Origin of the sequence: Mesorhizobium sp. WSM4904, assembly GCF_029674545.1 — a bacterium.
Classification (GTDB): Bacteria; Pseudomonadota; Alphaproteobacteria; order Rhizobiales; family Rhizobiaceae; genus Mesorhizobium.
This window is the reverse complement of the sequence record NZ_CP121354.1, coordinates 5637990-5654857: the sequence shown is the minus strand read 5'-3', so window position 1 is coordinate 5654857 and position 16868 is coordinate 5637990. Positions and strand designations below refer to the sequence as shown.

Genomic DNA, 16868 nt, shown 5'->3' with positions numbered 1-16868 from the left:
GATGATGGGTCAATGGTTGCAGCATGACGACTCCAACTCGGCGAGCGCGCGCGGGCGCTGGTCCTGGATGTCGCTGAATGTCCGGAACGACGCGAGATAATGCTCATGCGCACGCTCCCACGCGAAATCGTCGGGCTCTCCCCATAGTTCGCGGTAGCTCGGTGAACTCGGATAGGGGTAGAGCGGCACCGGTTCATTGGCCCAGACGCCGTTGTCGATGAGATGTTTGCGCCAGTAGTCCACCAATCCCGGGTCGTCCTCGACCACGCCGATCAGATTGGCCTGGACGAAAGGAACATGACGACGAGCATCGACCAGCAGCGCGGCCAGTTCCTCGGTGCCCAGCCGGCAGCGTTTGGCCAGCATCTCGCGGCCTTCGACAGTCAGGCTTTCGAGGCCGGCTTCGATCGAGACGCAGCCGGCCTTGCCCAGCAATTCCAGCAGCTCCGGTTTCCAGAGATCGATGCGTGTCTGAACACCGAATTGAACGTCACGGTCGATCAACGCCTGGAGCAGCGCCTTCTGCGGCAGGAAGATCTCGTCGATGAAATAAATGTAGCCGACGCCCTGCGCGAGCAGGCCGTCGATCTCGGCGACGACGGCATCATGGTTCCTGCGGCGATAGGCGTCGCGAAAATCGATCTTGGCGCAGAAGCTGCAATTGTAAGGGCAGCCGCGGGACGCCTCGACTTCCGCGCCGGCACCTTTCTGGTTGGCGTCGAACCGATGATGGTGATGAGCGTGGGCAGCGATCCAGTCGAGCGGCCAATGCAGCGCTGGGTGGTCGACAAAGCGGCTGACACTCACCCCTCCGTTGCTGGCCGGCACGCCGCCCTCGATCCGGCTGGTGTGGGAAACGCCGCTCCAATCCCTCTGTCCGGCAAGCTCCACCACTACCTCCTCGCATTCGCCACGCACGACGATGTCGACGTTAAGCTTGCGCAATGTAGGGGCGGGCGTTGCCGAACCGTGCGGGCCAACGGCGACGGTGCGGCCGCCGCGCCCGTCGAGATTCCTCAGGAACTCGGCCGGAACCCGCAGTTCCGGCGGCGCGCAGCGCCAAAAGAGGTAGGTCGGCGCAGTCGTCACCACAGTCATGTCAGGCCCAAAGGCCGCCACCCGCTCCGCAAGCGCCGCGTTGTCGAGATCCTGCAACTGCCCATCCAGCATCAGCACCTCGTGGTGCCGTGCTTCGAGCAGGGCTTTGCAGTAACCGAGCTCCAACGGCAGATGCGGCTGGCGACAGCCGAAATAGATGCTGTGCTCATACGTCCAGTGCGGGTTTACCAGTGCGACTTTCATGCGACGTTCCTCGCGGCTTCGGGGCGCGGCGGGAGACGGTGCCGCAGCAGCCAGTTGGCCAATTCGCAGATACCTTCGCGCCATGGAACACGCGCCCGCCAGCCGAGGGCAGTCTCCAGCTTACGGGTGTTGGCAACGAAAAAGGGCTGGTCGCCGGTGCGTTCGACATCGTGGCGGAGCACGATGTCGCGCCCGGTCATGGCCGCGATCTCCGACAGCAGCGCGCGCAGGCTGACGGCGTTATGTGGCCCGCCGCCGAGGTTGAACGCCTGGCCCTTGAGATCGTCGATCTTGGCCAGCACGCCGCGATAGGCGGCAACCGCATCGGACACATGCAGGATGTCGCGCACCTGTTTGCCGTTGCCATAGATTGTGATGCGCCGGCCGTTGAGCGCGCTCAGCAGGAAATGCGCGACCCAGCCTTGGTCCTCGGTGCCGAATTGGCGAGGTCCATAGATGCAGCTCATGCGCAGCACCGCTGTCGGCAGGCTGTAGGACTTCGCATAGTCGAGGACATACTGATCCGCCGCGCCCTTTGAGCAGCCGTATGGCGTGCAGAAATCGAGCCCGATCGTCTCGTCCACGCCATTGGCGCGGATGGCAGCGTCGGCAGGCTCGTAGTGATTATCCGCTTCCCGCACAGCGATCTGGGGCAAGCTGCCATAGACCTTGTTGGTGCTGGCGAAGACCACCGGTGTGCTCCCCTGGCGAGCAGCTTCGAGCACGTTGAACGTGCCGTTCAGATTGATGTCGAGGTCTTCCGTGGGATCGAGCAGGCTCGTGGTTACGGCGGTCTGAGCGGCCAAATGGAAGATCGCCCTGGCCGGCGCCAGCGCCGAAGCCAACTTGCTGCGGTCGCGTATATCGACGGTCTGCACGCTAACAAGGCTGCGGTGTTTCTGCGCCAACCATTCAAGGTTCTGCTTGACGCCGGGACGGCTGAAATTGTCGATGACCAGCACCGATTCGCCATCCGACAATAGGCTGTCGGCCAGATTTGAGCCTATGAACCCGCTGCCGCCGATAACGGCCACGGGGGCGTTGTCGTGATGCGGTCGGCTCATGATACCAACCCCCGTTCTTCAAGCTCGCGCTTCATGTCGCCGCCCCGATCGATGGCGACACTGTTGCGAACCCATGCCGCGAATTCACCGAGCGAGTTCTCTAGCCTGTGGCTGGGTTCGAAGCCGAGCAGCTCGCGCGCTTTGCCGATGTCGGCGAAGCAGTTTCGGATGTCGCCGGAGCGGGCCTTCTCAAGGATTTCGGGCGGCCGATTCGGAATGCCCATCGCCTCGGCAAGCAGGCGGGCGACATCGCTGATTGTGTAGGATCGCCCGCTGCCGATATTGATGGCGTGGCTGGCCGCCTGTCGCTGCTCCAGCGCCAGCCGGAAAGCCCGAGCGACATCGCGCACATGGACGAAGTCGCGTCTTTGCTTGCCGTCCTCGAACACCATCGGTCGTTTACCATTGGCAAGGCGCGAGGCGAAGTTAGCGAGCACGCCGGTGTAGGGATTGGCGAGCGCCTGTCCGGCGCCGAAGACGTTGAACAGGCGCAAGGCCACGGCATCCACATTGTAGGCCTGGCCGAAGATCAGCACGGCGCGCTCCTGTGCATATTTGGTCAGCGCGTAGATCGAGGCGAGATCGGGCTGCTTCTCCTCGTCGGTGGCGATCGGCGACAGCGTTTCGCCCGTCGGCGACAGCAGATCCCATTGGCCGGCCCGGACGTCGAGCGGCCTGCGACGGGCATCCTCGATGCGCTGGCCGTCCGGGGTCTCGTACAGCCCCTCACCGTAGATACTCATCGACGACGCGACGACGATCCGTTCGACCGGGTTTTTGATCAATGCCTCTAGTAGCGTGGCAGTGCCGAGGTCATTGGTGCCGACATAACGGGCGATCTCGTACATGGATTGGCCGACACCGACCTCGGCGGCGAGGTGGATGACGGCATCAGCATCGGAAACCGCTTCGGCAATCGCGTCTCGATCGCGCACGTCACCCCTTATCAGCTCGGCGCCGGGTGGGATGCTGATGGCTTCGCTGCCGTGCACCTGCTCCAGGAGCGCGTCCAGGATGCGCACGTCATAGCCATGTTCGATAAGTTCCTGGGCGACATGCCGGCCGATAAAACCGCAGCCCCCCGTAACCAATACACGTTTCACGAGAACTCCTTGCGGACTTGGCGTTGGGCTACCGAACTGCGGTACAAAAGGTTTGTTCCCTGCTTCAACAAAGTTCCCCACGCAACCGGAGACCACCGTGCTGGCGCACACCTTGGAACATTGCCTTCGGCGAGCTGTTAGGACCGCATCGATCCCGCAGCGAGAAAGGCAAAGCCATGTCCGAAGCGAAGACGACGACCAATCACGACGAGATACGCAAATGGGTTGAGGAAAGGGCCGGCCAACCTGCTGTGGTTCGCACGAAAGGCGAGGGCGGCATCCTGCGCATCGACTTCGGCGAACCGGAGGAAGCGCTTGAATCGATCGAGTGGGATGAGTTCTTCCGGATATTCGACGAGAACGACCTCGCCTTTCTCCATCAGGACGAAGCTGGCGGTGGAGGAAAGAGCCGTTTCAACAAATTCGTCGAGCGCAGCCGGAGCTCTTGACCTCGCATCGGCTGCTGCTGCAGTGCATCAAGCGGGATCGACCTTGCTCGACTTCGAGCCAACCGCCTTCTCGAAGACTGAGATGTCCGCCAGAGGCGGCCCGTTGATGGGCGGGAACCGTTTTCAGCCCCGGCCGTTCCGCCGTTAACGCGGAGCTACATCCATGGGCACCTTTTCGGATCTGGACAAGAAGCTCACCGAAAACATCTACGACCATGGGAGTCGCTTGACCGACCCGAAGGCTGATCTGCCACGGCGAGTCACAGAGACAGTTGATCTCCTCATGCCGTTCATCCAGCCGGATGCGCGCGAGTCGGTGAGGTTGCAAATCCTAGGGATCATCCTCGAGCATATCTTTGACGAGGCCGAGATTGGACCGGGAGATCCAGCGGCCGAGAAATGAGAGAGGTTGCTGCTCAAATCTTCCTGCGGTGGGGTGGGCTTGGCAGGCCGAGCACCTTGCCCTCTTTGATAAGGGGACAACCGATGAATATGCCCCTTCTTTGGGCTCCTGCATTAAGGACTTTAGGTCTAGTTAATGAAAGCCCGCCGCCACTCGGGAGAGATTGGCGACGGGCTGTCCTGAGATCTGAAGGAGCGGCTACATCCTACCAGGAGAGAATGGACTGCTGCATACCAACGTCTCGCCACAGCCACGGTTCCCGACAATTTTACCGATTGTCGCCGGCGTTGCCAGACGCTGCAGCCGAGCCGCCATTGCCTGATGCGTTATTCGTCGTCTGCTTCCAACAACTCGCGCGCTGCAGCCGATGTGCGCTCACCGCCTTTCTTGTCGATCTTCCGCGCGGTCACGGTCGTTCCAGAAGTGAATCATTGTTGTCCAACTTGCTCGGCGGGCCGTTGTTCCGAACGCCAGCACGCAACAAGGATCGAAGTTTCTATCCTTCGTCGCCGTGCAACTCCTTGTCCTTTGTTTCGCGCAACAGCCGCACGATCGCGTCGACCGGAGAAGGGTCAGCCGACCGTTGGACTTTCCGTCGCCATAGATGACGAAGGAGCTTTTTCACTATTGACATTAAAATCACCTTTCCTCAGCCACCAAAGTCGCAAGATGATACTTCGCTGTTTGAGCGCCACGTCCTTTTGGCGAGCCACCCGCATAAACTACCCGAGCAGTGCAGCGAGCAGGAACGCGGCGGCCGCCAAGATCACGAGCGCCGCAATCACCAGCACAGGTCCCTTCGTTCCAGGCTGAAGGCCTGACGCATTCTCCGGGCGCCGCATCGCGTTGGCGAAGCTCGCCTGGTTTGTGAATTTCGGTTCATGCTGCGTAGCGGGACCAGTCGTATCGGCGGCGTCGCCGGCCTCGGCATCCGTTTCCTGAGGCGCGGCTGCCGGATCGAACCCAGGCGTCTTGTCTCCAGTCATGCCTGCCTGGATTTGGCCTCGATCCTCCGCAGGTGTTCGCTTGCTCGTCATCGGAAGCTCTCCTTCCTAACCAAACAACTGTGCGGCTTCGCTGTTCCAATGGCGGTCTGAGAGCCAACGAAAGTGCTGTCGCGCAGGAACTCGCTTTCTAGCTTATCTGCCAGTTTGCGGGCGACCATCTTAAGCGCGGCCGGAACCATTTGGATGAGCCCGCTTTAACCTTGATGATATAAAGATGACGAGCGGCGATGCAGGTTCTCGGAACCGAAATACATGCTGAACCGGAAGGTATGATGGTCGAATTTCTCGGCGAGGGCGGCGAAAAGATTGCGGTTACGATAGTCGTATCCAACCGGCGCCCAGCGCTTGATGGAGCCGCGCTTATCGCCCGAGCCAGAGAGATGATGGTCCAGTGTGCGGTCTTCGATAACACCGATGACCGATCGGTGAGGAACAGCAGCCGCCGCCACCTCGGCGAGCCTGCCTTACCGGCCAGGACCGAGGGTGCCTTCACGGTCGAATATCGCGACAACGGCAGCGTGCGGCGGCTCCAGGGCGTGGAACTGGCGAGCCTTGAGGCTGCGCATGACGAGGCGCTGCGGTCGGCAATCGATCTGCTCGATGACACTGCCGTAGGCGGGCAGGAGGGCTGGGCCGTCGGGATTCCGGACGGAAGCGGCAAGATAGTGTCATCGGTCGACTTCGATGAGGCAAGACGTGAAAAGGCGGCGGCGGAATGAGGACCGGGCTGCATAGCTGAAGAAAGGACAAAGGATGCTTCCCTTCCTCTCGCTGAACGCGATGGCCGCTCCCAGAGGCGACGGGCTGCACCCCAAGCTTGCCCGCCTGCTCAGGACACGGCTTGCTTCGGCCGCGTCTGGAGTGGTTGTGCTCCGCCAGGCCCGGGATGGCGCCCCGATTCAGGCCGGCCCTAATCCGGTAGGCAAGGCCGATGAAGCGTCGCAACAGGGTGTACTCCGTTTCCGCGCCCGGCAAACCCTCGAAGCCCGGCGTCGGAAGGGTTAGAGATTGCCCGCTCCGCGACCGCGAGTCGGCCGCACGTCCACCTTCATGGAACCGGCCGGTCTTTGTTTTGTTAGGGCCGCAGGAAGCAGTGAACGCTAAGGAGGGCGACATGAGCGCGCCCTTGGCACTGATCGTGGAAGACGAATATCTGATCGCTTCGGACGTGGCGAATGGACTAATGGACGGCGGCTTCGACGTCGCCTGCGTGGCCTCGGAGCGAGCAGCCGAAACCTGGTTGGCCGACCATCGGCCGGATTTGGCCATTATCGATATACAGCTGCTGGACGGCCAGCGAGGCATTGCCGCCAACCGTCTCAAAGCGCTGAATGTGCCCTTCATCGTGCATTCGGGCTATGACCCTGAATTCCAGGCGCCCGCCTTTCACGACGCGCCATATCTGCCGAAGCCGACGTCGATCCAGGATCTGGTCACGCTCGCAATTCAGATGATTGAAGGTCAACCCCGAACTTAAATCCATTCGAATCTCCGTACGCGCCATCGATGACGCAAGTGCCGCCGTAGCCCAAGGCGCGACATAAATTGCGACATCTCGGGAACATTGAAGAAGACTGCTAGTTCGTGTCGATGCAGGCATTTGCTGCACGGTAGCTGTGGGAGATCGGTGGCAACGTCGATCCGGCCGCGCCGCAGTCCCTTTGAGCGGCGCGGACTAGAACCGCAGAGATGAACAGGAGCCGATCATGAAGCACCAGACGCTCAACGAACTACACTCCGTCGCGGGTATCAGTCCTTTCGCGCCAGCACCGCTCACAACAAGAGCACAGCGGCTGGAGCGCTGGGCGGAACTGCTTGACCAGAATCCCTTACGCTGTCTCGCAGCGCTCGTCGGTACGGAGCACCTTTATCCAGGAGTCCGGGCCGAAGCGCGAGCGGCCGGATCCCCGCTTACGGTCGCATTTGAGGACCCGCTGCTGCGCGCCTCCGGCCTACAATCGGACACTTACGGCGAAGCGAAGAGCTTTTTCCAACTTTCGGATTGGGAATTGCATGAAATCGTTTGCAGCTGCCATGCCGGCGCCACCATGCAAGCCAGTTGGGCTGCCGGGCGCGTCCGCCGGATCGCCGTCGGCAACCGGATTTTGGCTTGGCTGCGAAGCCGCTTCGTGCGTTGACTGTCCAAAAGCTATCGGTAGGCGATCGCCCACCGCCGTCGCCAGCGGTGCTTCGACCTTAATGCCGCAAACTGATCCCGGCAGCGGTGTTTTCAATTGTGCCGCAAGCCCGATGAGGACGGTTCCGATTGCTGATCGACCTTGTCATCGTGGGGTCGACTAGTCTCCGAAGCAGTCCAGTGTGCGAGCTCGCAGCCTTAGACCATTTATCTACAAGACAGGCACGCAATGACGCCAGCATGAGAGCTCATGAAAAAAAGCGAATGGGTCAGAGACGGAGCGCAGCTCAATGCTGAGCGATCCTGTGGTGGTGATTCTGATGTATTTCGTACTGCCTGTCTGGCTGATTGCTGGATTTGCCGATTGGCTCTGCCATCGGGCGACGCATATCGAATCGACGACTGGCGCGAAGGAATCACTGATTCATCTGCTGATGTTCGTCGAAGTCGGCATTCCTTTGCTCGCCGCGATGTTCTTGGAGGTTAATGCCTTGATCATCGCCGTGATGATGATCGTTTTTCTCGTCCATGAAGCGACCGCCATATGGGACGTTCGTTACGCGACCACCGCGCGCACGGTAAGCCCGGTCGAACAGCACGTTCACAGTTTCCTCGAGATGATCCCGCTGATGGGGCTGGTCAGCGTGGTTTCGTTGCACTGGGGCCAATTCCTGGCGCTGTTCGGATTTGGGCCTGACAGGGCTCGCTTCGGCCTCGCCTGGAAGGAGCAGCAACTGCCCGTGGCATATATTGCAACGGTGATGACCGTGATTCTGCTGTTCGAACTGCTTCCTTATGTGGAGGAGTTTTTCAGAGGCCTGCGGGCCAACTCCGGCCGGCTGGTTCCTCCTAAAGCTAGGCGAAACAAAGCAGGTGAGACGGCAACACGCTGAGGAAGCCCGCGGTCGCATTGAGGCCGGCATCAACCGCTCTGGTTGATCGAGTGGGGCGAAGGCTGCTGGCCGGGCGCGTGTCTGGAGTCACGAGCCACCCAAGCCCAGACGGCTATCAGTACAAGCACGACTGCTACGGCTGTAGCCCATGCAACGATCCGCGACATCGGAGGTCCTTCCGTTTGGGGGCCGCTAGCCACCCGGCTTGTTTGGGTCCGAGGCTGCGCCGACGGTCGGGTCGGGTACAACGGGACCTCGCTCGGCTTCCGAGCCTTCAGATTCGATCTCCTGAACCGCCTGATCCCAATGCTCCTGTTGCCGCCCTTCCGGTCGCCCCTCCCGCTCCCAGATTTCGTGGGCGCGACGTCTGATGCGTTCTTCCCTGTCCATGGCTGCTTGCTCCACGCGCCTGACCCGCCGCTTACTGGCGCCTAATTGAGAAGCTACGTGTTTGTTCCATCGGATATGACTGGGTACAGATTGCCTCGCCGAGGAACGCTCTTGCGATGATCTTGTTATCCTTCAGATCACCCGGAGGAAGCCATGAGCAAGGAAGATAATCGCCGCGAGACCGGTGCCAGGAAGTACCCGCCTAACTCCGATCCAGACCCTTCAGACCAGTTTTCGCAGGCCGCGGCCAACAACGAAAAGCCACAGGATCGATTTGGCCTCACCCGCAAGCAGGGCGAGGTGGAAGACGAGACCTTGCAGTCCGAAAGCCAAAATCCGCCGGGGCGGGCTACACCCAGTCCGGCCGCCGAAAAAAGTTCCGGAGCCGGCCCAGCGGTCGCCGAGCGGTCGAATGATGCAAAAGCGCCCAAGGGCGGCCGCCAGCAGGGCGCTTATGTGAAAAAGTCGTAGTGCTCGCCTGCCGCATCACTTATTCGTCCGCACCTTTTGCCGCGGGTTGATTCCGCCGGTATCGGTGGTGTCGTTCTCGACGTCGCCTTCGATCGTGTTCTCGCCTCGCTCCAGTTCGTCGCCTTCCTTGAAGGTGCCCTTGGAGGTTCCGATGCCGGGGTCGCTGCCGATATCGGCGTCGCTAGGTTTTTTCGATTTCGGGTGTTGGTTTTTGATCATGGCCGTTCCTCGCTGCATATGCTTGACGAACCGGGAGATGCGCCGAAGGTTCCGCAGCGGCCCGAAGTCGAACGCATCCATTGAGCTGGACGCCGAAGGGTAGGTCTCTGGGACGCCCTTCGCAGTATGCTCCGGCCCGAGTCGAGCATGTTCATCCTCAGCAGAAATTTGGAATCGCAAGCGGCTGCGGCAACCTCATTTCTCGGCCTCCATCATCGTCTTGGCAGGCTCCCGCGCGACGTTCTCCTCAATTCGCTCGCGCCCCGGGGTCTTTGGCAGCGCCTTGCGGAAATTCTTGGCGTAATCGGGCGGCATCTTCGGCGGCATCATCGGCTCATATGCATCGACGAGCGCCTGGATGACGACCGGCCCATCGGCGGCGAAGGCTTGCTCGAGAACGCGCTCGACCTCGTCGGCCCGCTCGATGCTGAAACCTTTGCCACCCATCGCCTCGGCGGCTTTGGCAAAGTCGATCGGCTGCAATTCGCAGCCGAATTGCGGATTACCGAGAAACATCATCTGCTCCCAGGCGATCTGGTTCAGCATGTTGTTCTTGATGACCAGCAGCTTTAGCGGAATGCCATAGCGCACGGCTGTCGAGAACTCACCGAGCTGCATGGCAAAGCCGCCGTCCCCCACTATTGCAGCGATCGGCCTGCCGGGAAATGCAATGCCGGCGGCTATCGCGTAGCTCAGGCCGCAGGCCATGGACGCCAGCGCGCCGGAGACGCCGAAGGCCTGGCCGTCGTGGAGGTCGACATGGCGCGCAGCAAGTTCGGTATTCTGACCGGAGTCGGCAGCCAATATCGTGTTGTCGGCCAGCCGTTCGCCGAATGCGCGGGCGATCAGTTGCGGTTTAAGCGGATGGCCTTCGCCGTCCTCGGACTGACGCATCATCGCCCGCCATTCCTGCATCGCGGTTCGCGCCGCGGCGAGGAAAGCGCCGTCGGCCTTCGGCGTGAGCCTGCGGTTAAGTGCACGAAGCGTTTCCGCTGCATCTCCAACCAGGCCGGCCTCGACAGGGAACCGCAAACCGATACGCTGCGCGTCGCAGTCTATCTGAACGCCGCGCGCCTGCCCCGGCTTCGGATAATATTCGATGTAAGGAAACGTCGAGCCGACGATGAGAACGGCATCGCAGGTTTCCATTGCTTCCTGCGACGGCAAGGTCCCCAGGATGCCGATGCCGCCGGTGGTGTAGGGGTGGTCGTCCGGGAGCACGGCTTTGCCGAGCAGCGCCTTGATGATCGGCGCCTGCAGCAGTCCTGCGGTTTCCTCGAGCTCGGACGCGGCTCCCATCGCGCCGCGTCCCGCGAGGATGGCCACGCGCTTAGCGCCGTTCAGGATGGCTGCTGCCTTGTTCAATTCCTCTTCGTCGGCGACGCAATGAGGAACGAACATGTCTTGCGGCGTATGCGCCGGGCGGTTGCGCTTTGAACGCTTGGCCGCTTCGGAAGGCTGCTCCTGGATATCGCTGGCGATCGAAAGATGGGCGACACCCCTTCGGGCAAGCGCGGTGCGGCAGGCAAGGCTTGCCACGTTCTCCATATGCGCCGCATCCGAAACCTGGACGTTGTAGACGGCGACATCATTGAAGACACGGGTGAGGTCGACATCCTGCTGCGTGAATGTCTCGATGAGATCATGGAACTGCATCCCGGTAATTGCGAGCACTGGAGCCTGATCCAACTTGGCGTCATAGAGCCCGGTCAGAAGGTGGGCACCGCCGGGTCCGGACGTCGCAAGGCATACGCCAAGCTTTCCGGTCCATTTGGCGTAGGCGCAGGCCATGAACGCAGCGGATTCCTCATGACGCACCTGGATAAAGGAAATTCGGTCCTGCTTTTTCCGCAGCGCCTCCATGATGCCGTTGATGCCGTCGCCAGGCAGGCCGAATATGACCCCGACGTTCCAATCAATTAGAGTATCGACGAGAATTTCCGCTGCATTTGGCATGGCAAGGCTCCGCTGAATGCCCCCGAACCAGCAGGTCGGCAGTTGGTTCCCTTAGTCACGCAACCCTGCGATCGGCGTTTGGAACAATCCCGTCCGCATTGGGTTGTGCTGCGTGGCAAAGCCGTATCGTATGGCAGTCCGAGGCTTCGCGAGCATTTCATGAATAGGCTTTCCTTCTGCGACACACCGCTTCTGCGGGTTGCCTATCTAGCCGGTGGCCCAGAGGACGGTCAGCCCGTCCTGCTTCTTCATGGTTGGCCGGATGACGCAACCACCTTTGCGGATGTAGCACCGGTCCTTCAGGTCGCCGGGTTCCGCACCTTCGCGCCCTGGCTGCGTGGATTCGGGCAAACCGCTTTCCATTCCAAGGAGACGATGCGCTCCGGCGAGATCGCTGCGATGGCGCAGGACGCGCTCGATCTGGCTGACGCGCTGGGCATCAGGCGCTTCGCTGTCGTCGGTCACGATTGGGGTGCCCGGATTGCTTATTTGCTGGCCTCGGTTTTTCCCGAGAGGATCACATGTTGCGCGGCGATGTCGTTGGGATGGCAGCCCGGCGCAGCCGCGACGCCGCCCTTGGAACAGGCAAGGGCATTTTGGTACCAGTGGTTCATGGCGACGAACCGCGGCGAGGAAATTGTCCGGCAAGACGGTCGCGCGTTCGCACGCTTCCAGTGGGAGAGCTGGAGCCCTCCCGGATGGTTTGACGACGTGCTTTTCGACAAGGTGGCGATATCCTTCGAAAATCCTGACTGGGCCGACGTGACGCTGCATTCCTACCGCGTCCGGTGGGGTGAGGCGGAGCCTGATCCGCGCTACGCAGAACTGGCCCGCAGACAGATCGCCGCTAAGACCATCTCGGTGCCGACGCTGACGCTCCACGGCGAGGACGATCATGTTGTACTCGCCAAAAGTTCGGAAGGTAAGGAGCGCCATTTTATCGCCGGCTATGACCGTCGGCTTCTCCCTGGCGTCGGTCATTTCCCAGCGCGTGAGGCACCAAGGCAGGTAGGCGAAATGCTAGAGGAGTTTTTGATTGCTTCGAGCCAATAATGCTCGAGAGAATAGGTGCCCGCCAAAGGTCCGAACCTCCGAATAGCCGTGACATCCGGGCTCATTTCGAGCCCGCCGTGACCCATTGTTGCCTGCCGCAACAGGGCTTTAAACGACCCGCCGGGAACGAGCCAGCCCGACACGGATTGAGTCTTACTCGCTGACGAGGAGAGCGGCGGGAATGGGGTTCAAGGTCGGAAAGGATTCGCTATGAGCGAGCCATTGAAAACCACAAATCACGAGGTGATCCGGGCGTGGATTGAAGCCCGCGGAGGCAGACCTGCGGTCGCGCGGACTGCAGGACAGGGCGCGATGCTGCGTGTGGACTTCGGTGAGCGCGAAGACGATCTGGAACCCGTCGGATGGGAAGAGTTCTTCACCATTCTGGACGATAACGAGCTTGCCTTCCTGCATCAGGATATAACCCCGGAGGGTGTCCCCAGCCGTTTCAACAAATTCGTCGAGCGCGGATGACCGAACGGCCAGGCGCTGAGGCGAACGCACTCGCTCGCCTGAAGCTCATTGATTGCCTGGCATTTTGTTGCTGTCTTGCGGGTTCTTGTTTATGCCGGCCGCCGGAGAAGTATCTTGCGGCGCGTTACCACCCTAGTTCTGCTCGGGCGTGCGCTTCAGCGGTGCCGTAGGCCAGCCTCGTTCGACGTAGATAAACGCCCCGTAGCACGCCAGCAGGACCACGACAGTCAGTATGAGGGGCCACAGCACTCGTTTCACGCCGACCCTATTTGTTCTGCTGGCGGTAATCGCCGGCCGCCGGGTCAAATCGTGTCCAGCCGTCTGCTTGGTATTCGTTCCGTCGCGCGGTGACATCCACGGATCTGGAGTCGTTGAGGATCGCTTGTGCCTGCGGAGCGAGGTCGTCCTCGACGCGAGCCGTGACTAGCGTGCCGCCGCGGCGAACGCCTTCGGCATAAACATGGGCATCGCGTTCCGACACATCGGCACCATCCATAAGGCTGCCGATGATGCCGCCGGCCGCTCCACCCACGACGGCTCCGGCGGCCGCGCCCGCGGCGGTCGCCGCCAGCCAACCGGCCGCGACAACTGGGCCGACGCCAGGTATCGCCATGGCGCCGAGACCGGTCGCCAAGCCACCGGCGCCCCCCACGACCGCCCCGATGCCGGCTCCGCTGGCCGCATCTTCCGCCGCAGTGGAATGCCGGCCATCGGCATTGTTTGCGATGATGCTGAGATTGGATGTCGGCACGCCCATGGATTCCAGTTCCCCCACGGCATCGGCGGCATCGTCATAATCGTCGAACAGCGCGGTGATCGTTTGCATCTTGGTGACTCCTGTAATGATTACTGCTGGCCGGCAAAGACGTTGCCCTGATAGTCGAGCGCGACGGAGATGCTCTTGCCGTCCTTCTTCGCCTGACCGCGCCAGATGCCCTGGCCGTCCTTGGCGAGTGACGAGATGTCGGTGTAGCCGGCGTCTTGGATGCGGTTTTTTGCCTGGGATTCGGTGAAGCTGTTGGCGCCCGGAACCGGCGCAGGCGGCTTGGGTGTCGATGCCGACTTGACCGCCGGCATGGCTGCATTCGCTGCCGCGATCTTCTCGATCATATCCTGGTGCATCTTTAGGGTCGGCAGAGTTTCCGCCGCGAACGCCTTAAGACGGGGGTTGTCGCCATCCTTGGCATAGGACTGGAAGAGATTGACCGCATCGGCGTGCGCACTGCGCTGCATCTCGACGTAAGGTTGGTCAAAACCTGTCGTGGTGTTCTGCAGTTTTTCCACGTCGCCTTTACGCGCGGCGTCGAGCTCAGCCGGCACCTGCAGCTTCTGCTCCGTGGCGAGCTTTTTCAGCTTCTCATTCGCTGCGCCATGATCGGCAACCATTTTCTCAGCAAAATTCTTGACCTGCCGGTCCTTGGCCCTGTCCTGGGCCAGCTTGCTCGAATCCACCTCGAACAATCCGCCGACGGCGGCCTTGTTGACAAAGGTCTGCGCGTTGTCGGCAGCGGCTGCCGGAAAAGCCAGCGAGACTATGGCAAAGGCCACCAGCCCGAGAAGTGTCCGCGCGTTCATTATTGAAGCTCCTCTCTCGATGGACTGGAGCCGAACAACCGTCTCACGGCTTTGTTCCAATGGCAGCCGCGCGCAGTTCGCGCGTCGGCTGCCGGGAGGAGTAAGCGATGGTCGAGCGGCGCAAGCGTCCGGACCGTAGGGAGAAGCCACCGGCCACGCTCGACCGTTATAAAAGACAGATCCTGAATATCGGTCAGCTGTTCGCGATAACGTGACAACGTTACAGTTGGATAGTCCCTTGTCCGGGGGAACATGCGTTGGCGATCGAAGTTAGCTCTTGATGGCGAAAGCCCCATTCTCAGCGCTCCGCACGATAGCCGGGAATGCCTCTTCCGCCGAGAGCAGGATCAACTGCCGAGGCGTCGCGCCTTGATAACGACCTACTTCCTTTCGCTTTCGGCTTCGGCCTGCGAACGGCTCGGCCCATAACTTCGGAATGCACTCGATCCTATGGAGGTTCTTGGGATCGATGCGTGCGCAATCGTGGAGCATGTGTCATGACACTGGATACGCAACGCAAGATAGTCGACATAATCGCCGACGGGCTGATCCGGCACGACGTCGAGTTCATTCTGGGACAAAGCGTTCCGACCGCGCTGGCGCTCGCCTGTGAAGACCGTGGTATCCGCAACATCACGTATCGCCAGGAGAATACGGGCGGGGCGATCGCGGACGGTTACGCTCGCGTCTCCTGCCGAGTGCCGGTGATGATCTGCCAAAACGGACCGGCCGCGACGCTCGCCGTCGCCCCCTTCGGCGAAGCCATGAAGGCGGGCACGCCCATTGTCGCCATTATGCAGGAAGTGGACCGTGCGCACATCGGCAAGAACGCTTTTCAGGAATATGATCATAGAGCGCTGTTCGGCCCGGTTACCAAGTGGTTTCACCTCTTGGAGAGTGTGGACGGGGTCGAGGATCATCTCGATCGAGCTTTCATTGCGGCCGCCAGCGGCAAACCCGGACCCGCGGTGCTGATGTTGCCCACCGATCTGCACGAGGCCCGTGGTGGCAAGCCGGGGCGGCGCGAATTGCGGCTCGGGAATTCGCCGCTCGATCGGCCGCGCCCTGAGGACCGCATGATCGCCGAAGCGGCGGCACTCATCGACAATGCCCGATTTCCCGTGGTGATCGCCGGTGGTGGGGTGCACGGTTCAGGCGCGGGCGAGGCGCTGCTCCGCTTCGCCGAGAAAGCCGCCGCGCCGGTCGCCACGACGAACATGGGAAAGGGCGCGATTCCCGAGACGCATCCGCTCGCCATGGGCGTGATAGGCAACCTCACTGGCCCGGGTGGGCTTGGGAGCCAAACCAAGCCACTCGTACAGCAATCGGACCTTGTGCTGCTGGTCGGCAATCGCACCAATGAGGACGGCACCGACCGCTGGTCGCTTATCTCTGGAAGCGCACGGGTGCTCCATATCGACATCGATCCGCAGGAGATCGGCCGCAACTACGAAGCGGTGCGGCTCGTCGGAGACGCTCGCGCAACTCTTGATGCGCTCACAGATGCGCTCGGCGGCCACACCCGAGATCGTGACTCCATCGAGCGTCGTGTGGCAGGTTCTTGGGAAGCATTCGAGCGTGAACGTGCGCCCTTCCTGGCCGACGCTGAGCCGATCCGTGCGGAACGCGTCCTCGCGGCGATACAGAAGCGACTAGGGCCCCAGACTGTGGTGGCGGCGGATGCCAGCTACTCGTCGAACTGGGTTGCCGGTCAGCTTCGCACACGCCGTCCGACGACGCGGGTAATCTCGCCACGCGGACTTGCCGGCCTCGGGTGGGGTCTGCCGCTCGCGCTAGGCGCCAAATTGGCGCGTCCCGATGCGGACGTCTTTTGCGTCGTTGGCGATGGCGGCTTCGCCCATGCTTGGGCGGAGATCGAAACGGCCGTGCGAATCGGAATCAAGGTGACCGTCGTGGTGCTCAACAACGGCGTTCTCGGTTATCAGAAGGATGCCGAAACGGCCAAGTTCGGCCGCTACACCGCAGCCGGGCATCTCAGTAGCGTAGACCACGCCGCCATCGCGCGCGCCTGCGGCGCTTATGGTGTACGCGTTGAACGAGCGCGCGACCTTGAAACCGCCTTCGATTGCGCGGCGAAGTCGGAGACCGTGGCACTGCTCGATGTGTTGACGGATCCCGGCGGACATCCGCCGATCGCGCTCTACGATGGGATCTTGGACCGTCTGGAGAACGGACGCGTCGTCCAGGAGCCCGTGCCATAGAGGCATGCGCCTACAAGATCTGTCTTTGATTGGCGCATCCGAGCTCGGTGGCGTCCAGGAAAGCCGCTGGTACCGAAACGCCCCGCTGGTGCAGCCAGCTACAGCTCTGCCGTCTCCGGAGCTTGCGCTCATTCCGGTGACACCCAGCCG

The 16868-nt window shown here is 61.4% G+C and carries 19 protein-coding genes; 10 read left to right on the top strand and 9 right to left on the bottom strand.

All coding sequences use genetic code 11. The features are described 5' to 3' along the window. Positions 1-9: 9 nt before the first annotated feature. From QAZ47_RS27495 to QAZ47_RS27485, 3 genes are read right to left on the bottom strand one after another with little or no spacing between them, the layout of a single operon-like run. A complete protein-coding gene (locus QAZ47_RS27495) occupies positions 10-1302 on the bottom strand; it encodes a TIGR04295 family B12-binding domain-containing radical SAM protein (RefSeq protein ID WP_278233888.1) in 1293 nt (430 codons plus the stop codon). Further along, on the bottom strand, positions 1299-2336 hold the full coding sequence (locus QAZ47_RS27490; protein ID WP_278231457.1) for an NAD-dependent epimerase/dehydratase family protein: 1038 nt from the start codon (positions 2334-2336) through the stop codon (positions 1299-1301). The genes QAZ47_RS27495 and QAZ47_RS27490 overlap by 4 nt, the downstream gene beginning before the upstream one ends. Positions 2337-2362: 26 nt before the next feature. Then, entirely contained in the window at positions 2363-3469 is a 1107-nt protein-coding gene (locus QAZ47_RS27485) for an SDR family NAD(P)-dependent oxidoreductase (RefSeq protein ID WP_278207959.1), read from the bottom strand. 176 nt (positions 3470-3645) lie between these two features. Between QAZ47_RS27485 and QAZ47_RS27480 the strand changes: the two genes are divergently transcribed. Both QAZ47_RS27480 and QAZ47_RS27475 read left to right on the top strand, forming a co-directional pair. After that, entirely contained in the window at positions 3646-3918 is a 273-nt protein-coding gene (locus QAZ47_RS27480; RefSeq protein ID WP_278231456.1) for a hypothetical protein, read from the top strand. Positions 3919-4081: 163 nt separating this feature from the next. Then, a complete protein-coding gene (locus QAZ47_RS27475; protein ID WP_278231455.1) occupies positions 4082-4321 on the top strand; it encodes a hypothetical protein in 240 nt (79 codons plus the stop codon). 722 nt (positions 4322-5043) lie between these two features. Here QAZ47_RS27475 and QAZ47_RS27470 read toward each other — a convergent pair. Next, positions 5044-5358 (bottom strand): hypothetical protein, encoded by a 315-nt coding sequence (locus tag QAZ47_RS27470; RefSeq protein ID WP_278231454.1) that lies wholly within the window; start codon positions 5356-5358, stop codon positions 5044-5046. Positions 5359-5600: 242 nt separating this feature from the next. Between QAZ47_RS27470 and QAZ47_RS27465 the strand changes: the two genes are divergently transcribed. The 4 genes from QAZ47_RS27465 to QAZ47_RS27450 all read left to right on the top strand — a co-directional run bounded on the left by QAZ47_RS27465 (position 5601) and on the right by QAZ47_RS27450 (position 8358). Further along, entirely contained in the window at positions 5601-6047 is a 447-nt protein-coding gene (locus QAZ47_RS27465; RefSeq protein ID WP_278231453.1) for a hypothetical protein, read from the top strand. Positions 6048-6442: 395 nt separating this feature from the next. Beyond that, positions 6443-6805, top strand: a complete 363-nt coding sequence (locus tag QAZ47_RS27460) for a response regulator (RefSeq protein ID WP_278203958.1) — start codon at positions 6443-6445, stop codon at positions 6803-6805. Between the two features lie 229 nt (positions 6806-7034). Continuing rightward, positions 7035-7466, top strand: coding sequence for a hypothetical protein (locus QAZ47_RS27455; RefSeq protein WP_278203956.1), 432 nt, complete (start codon positions 7035-7037; stop codon positions 7464-7466). 289 nt (positions 7467-7755) lie between these two features. Continuing rightward, on the top strand, positions 7756-8358 hold the full coding sequence (locus QAZ47_RS27450) for a diguanylate cyclase (protein WP_278231452.1): 603 nt from the start codon (positions 7756-7758) through the stop codon (positions 8356-8358). A gap of 192 nt (positions 8359-8550) precedes the next feature. On the opposite strand, the gene QAZ47_RS27445 is transcribed toward QAZ47_RS27450, so the two are convergent. After that, positions 8551-8748, bottom strand: coding sequence for a DUF2934 domain-containing protein (locus tag QAZ47_RS27445; RefSeq protein ID WP_278203954.1), 198 nt, complete (start codon positions 8746-8748; stop codon positions 8551-8553). Positions 8749-8901: 153 nt separating this feature from the next. On the opposite strand from QAZ47_RS27445, the gene QAZ47_RS27440 reads away from it, so the two are divergent. Beyond that, complete coding sequence (locus QAZ47_RS27440) at positions 8902-9219, top strand: hypothetical protein (protein WP_278231451.1); 318 nt, start codon at positions 8902-8904, stop codon at positions 9217-9219. Between the two features lie 15 nt (positions 9220-9234). On the opposite strand, the gene QAZ47_RS27435 is transcribed toward QAZ47_RS27440, so the two are convergent. Continuing rightward, positions 9235-9438 (bottom strand): hypothetical protein, encoded by a 204-nt coding sequence (locus tag QAZ47_RS27435; RefSeq protein WP_278233887.1) that lies wholly within the window; start codon positions 9436-9438, stop codon positions 9235-9237. A 195-nt stretch (positions 9439-9633) separates the two neighbouring features. Then, on the bottom strand, positions 9634-11394 hold the full coding sequence (locus QAZ47_RS27430; protein ID WP_278231449.1) for a thiamine pyrophosphate-dependent enzyme: 1761 nt from the start codon (positions 11392-11394) through the stop codon (positions 9634-9636). A 159-nt stretch (positions 11395-11553) separates the two neighbouring features. Between QAZ47_RS27430 and QAZ47_RS27425 the strand changes: the two genes are divergently transcribed. Further along, a complete protein-coding gene (locus QAZ47_RS27425; RefSeq protein ID WP_278231448.1) occupies positions 11554-12447 on the top strand; it encodes an alpha/beta hydrolase in 894 nt (297 codons plus the stop codon). A 210-nt stretch (positions 12448-12657) separates the two neighbouring features. Next, complete coding sequence (locus QAZ47_RS27420) at positions 12658-12921, top strand: hypothetical protein (protein WP_278203948.1); 264 nt, start codon at positions 12658-12660, stop codon at positions 12919-12921. A 265-nt stretch (positions 12922-13186) separates the two neighbouring features. Here QAZ47_RS27420 and QAZ47_RS27415 read toward each other — a convergent pair whose 3' ends face one another. Then, positions 13187-13747, bottom strand: coding sequence for a hypothetical protein (locus QAZ47_RS27415; RefSeq protein WP_278231447.1), 561 nt, complete (start codon positions 13745-13747; stop codon positions 13187-13189). A 20-nt stretch (positions 13748-13767) separates the two neighbouring features. Next, positions 13768-14496 carry a DUF4142 domain-containing protein gene (locus QAZ47_RS27410; RefSeq protein ID WP_278207957.1) on the bottom strand — a complete coding sequence of 243 codons (729 nt, stop codon included), beginning with the start codon at positions 14494-14496 and terminating at the stop codon, positions 13768-13770. Positions 14497-14993: 497 nt separating this feature from the next. Here QAZ47_RS27410 and QAZ47_RS27405 point away from each other — a divergent pair, with 497 nt between their 5' ends. Next, complete coding sequence (locus QAZ47_RS27405) at positions 14994-16718, top strand: acetolactate synthase catalytic subunit (RefSeq protein WP_278231446.1); 1725 nt, start codon at positions 14994-14996, stop codon at positions 16716-16718. The last annotated feature ends 150 nt before the right edge of the window (positions 16719-16868 follow it).

Excerpts from the sequence above, each read along its gene's own strand:
- QAZ47_RS27495 (WP_278233888.1), bottom strand. The coding sequence starts at position 1,302 with ATGAAAGTCGCACTGGTAAACCCGCACTGGACGTATGAGCACAGCATC.
- QAZ47_RS27480 (WP_278231456.1), top strand. The coding sequence starts at position 3,646 with ATGTCCGAAGCGAAGACGACGACCAATCACGACGAGATACGCAAATGG.
- QAZ47_RS27475 (WP_278231455.1), top strand. The coding sequence starts at position 4,082 with ATGGGCACCTTTTCGGATCTGGACAAGAAGCTCACCGAAAACATCTAC.
- QAZ47_RS27470 (WP_278231454.1), bottom strand. The coding sequence starts at position 5,358 with ATGACGAGCAAGCGAACACCTGCGGAGGATCGAGGCCAAATCCAGGCA.
- QAZ47_RS27465 (WP_278231453.1), top strand. The coding sequence starts at position 5,601 with ATGGTCGAATTTCTCGGCGAGGGCGGCGAAAAGATTGCGGTTACGATA.
- QAZ47_RS27460 (WP_278203958.1), top strand. The coding sequence starts at position 6,443 with ATGAGCGCGCCCTTGGCACTGATCGTGGAAGACGAATATCTGATCGCT.
- QAZ47_RS27455 (WP_278203956.1), top strand. The coding sequence starts at position 7,035 with ATGAAGCACCAGACGCTCAACGAACTACACTCCGTCGCGGGTATCAGT.
- QAZ47_RS27450 (WP_278231452.1), top strand. The coding sequence starts at position 7,756 with ATGCTGAGCGATCCTGTGGTGGTGATTCTGATGTATTTCGTACTGCCT.
- QAZ47_RS27445 (WP_278203954.1), bottom strand. The coding sequence starts at position 8,748 with ATGGACAGGGAAGAACGCATCAGACGTCGCGCCCACGAAATCTGGGAG.
- QAZ47_RS27440 (WP_278231451.1), top strand. The coding sequence starts at position 8,902 with ATGAGCAAGGAAGATAATCGCCGCGAGACCGGTGCCAGGAAGTACCCG.
- QAZ47_RS27435 (WP_278233887.1), bottom strand. The coding sequence starts at position 9,438 with ATGATCAAAAACCAACACCCGAAATCGAAAAAACCTAGCGACGCCGAT.
- QAZ47_RS27430 (WP_278231449.1), bottom strand. The coding sequence starts at position 11,394 with ATGCCAAATGCAGCGGAAATTCTCGTCGATACTCTAATTGATTGGAAC.
- QAZ47_RS27425 (WP_278231448.1), top strand. The coding sequence starts at position 11,554 with ATGAATAGGCTTTCCTTCTGCGACACACCGCTTCTGCGGGTTGCCTAT.
- QAZ47_RS27420 (WP_278203948.1), top strand. The coding sequence starts at position 12,658 with ATGAGCGAGCCATTGAAAACCACAAATCACGAGGTGATCCGGGCGTGG.
- QAZ47_RS27415 (WP_278231447.1), bottom strand. The coding sequence starts at position 13,747 with ATGCAAACGATCACCGCGCTGTTCGACGATTATGACGATGCCGCCGAT.
- QAZ47_RS27410 (WP_278207957.1), bottom strand. The coding sequence starts at position 14,496 with ATGAACGCGCGGACACTTCTCGGGCTGGTGGCCTTTGCCATAGTCTCG.
- QAZ47_RS27405 (WP_278231446.1), top strand. The coding sequence starts at position 14,994 with ATGACACTGGATACGCAACGCAAGATAGTCGACATAATCGCCGACGGG.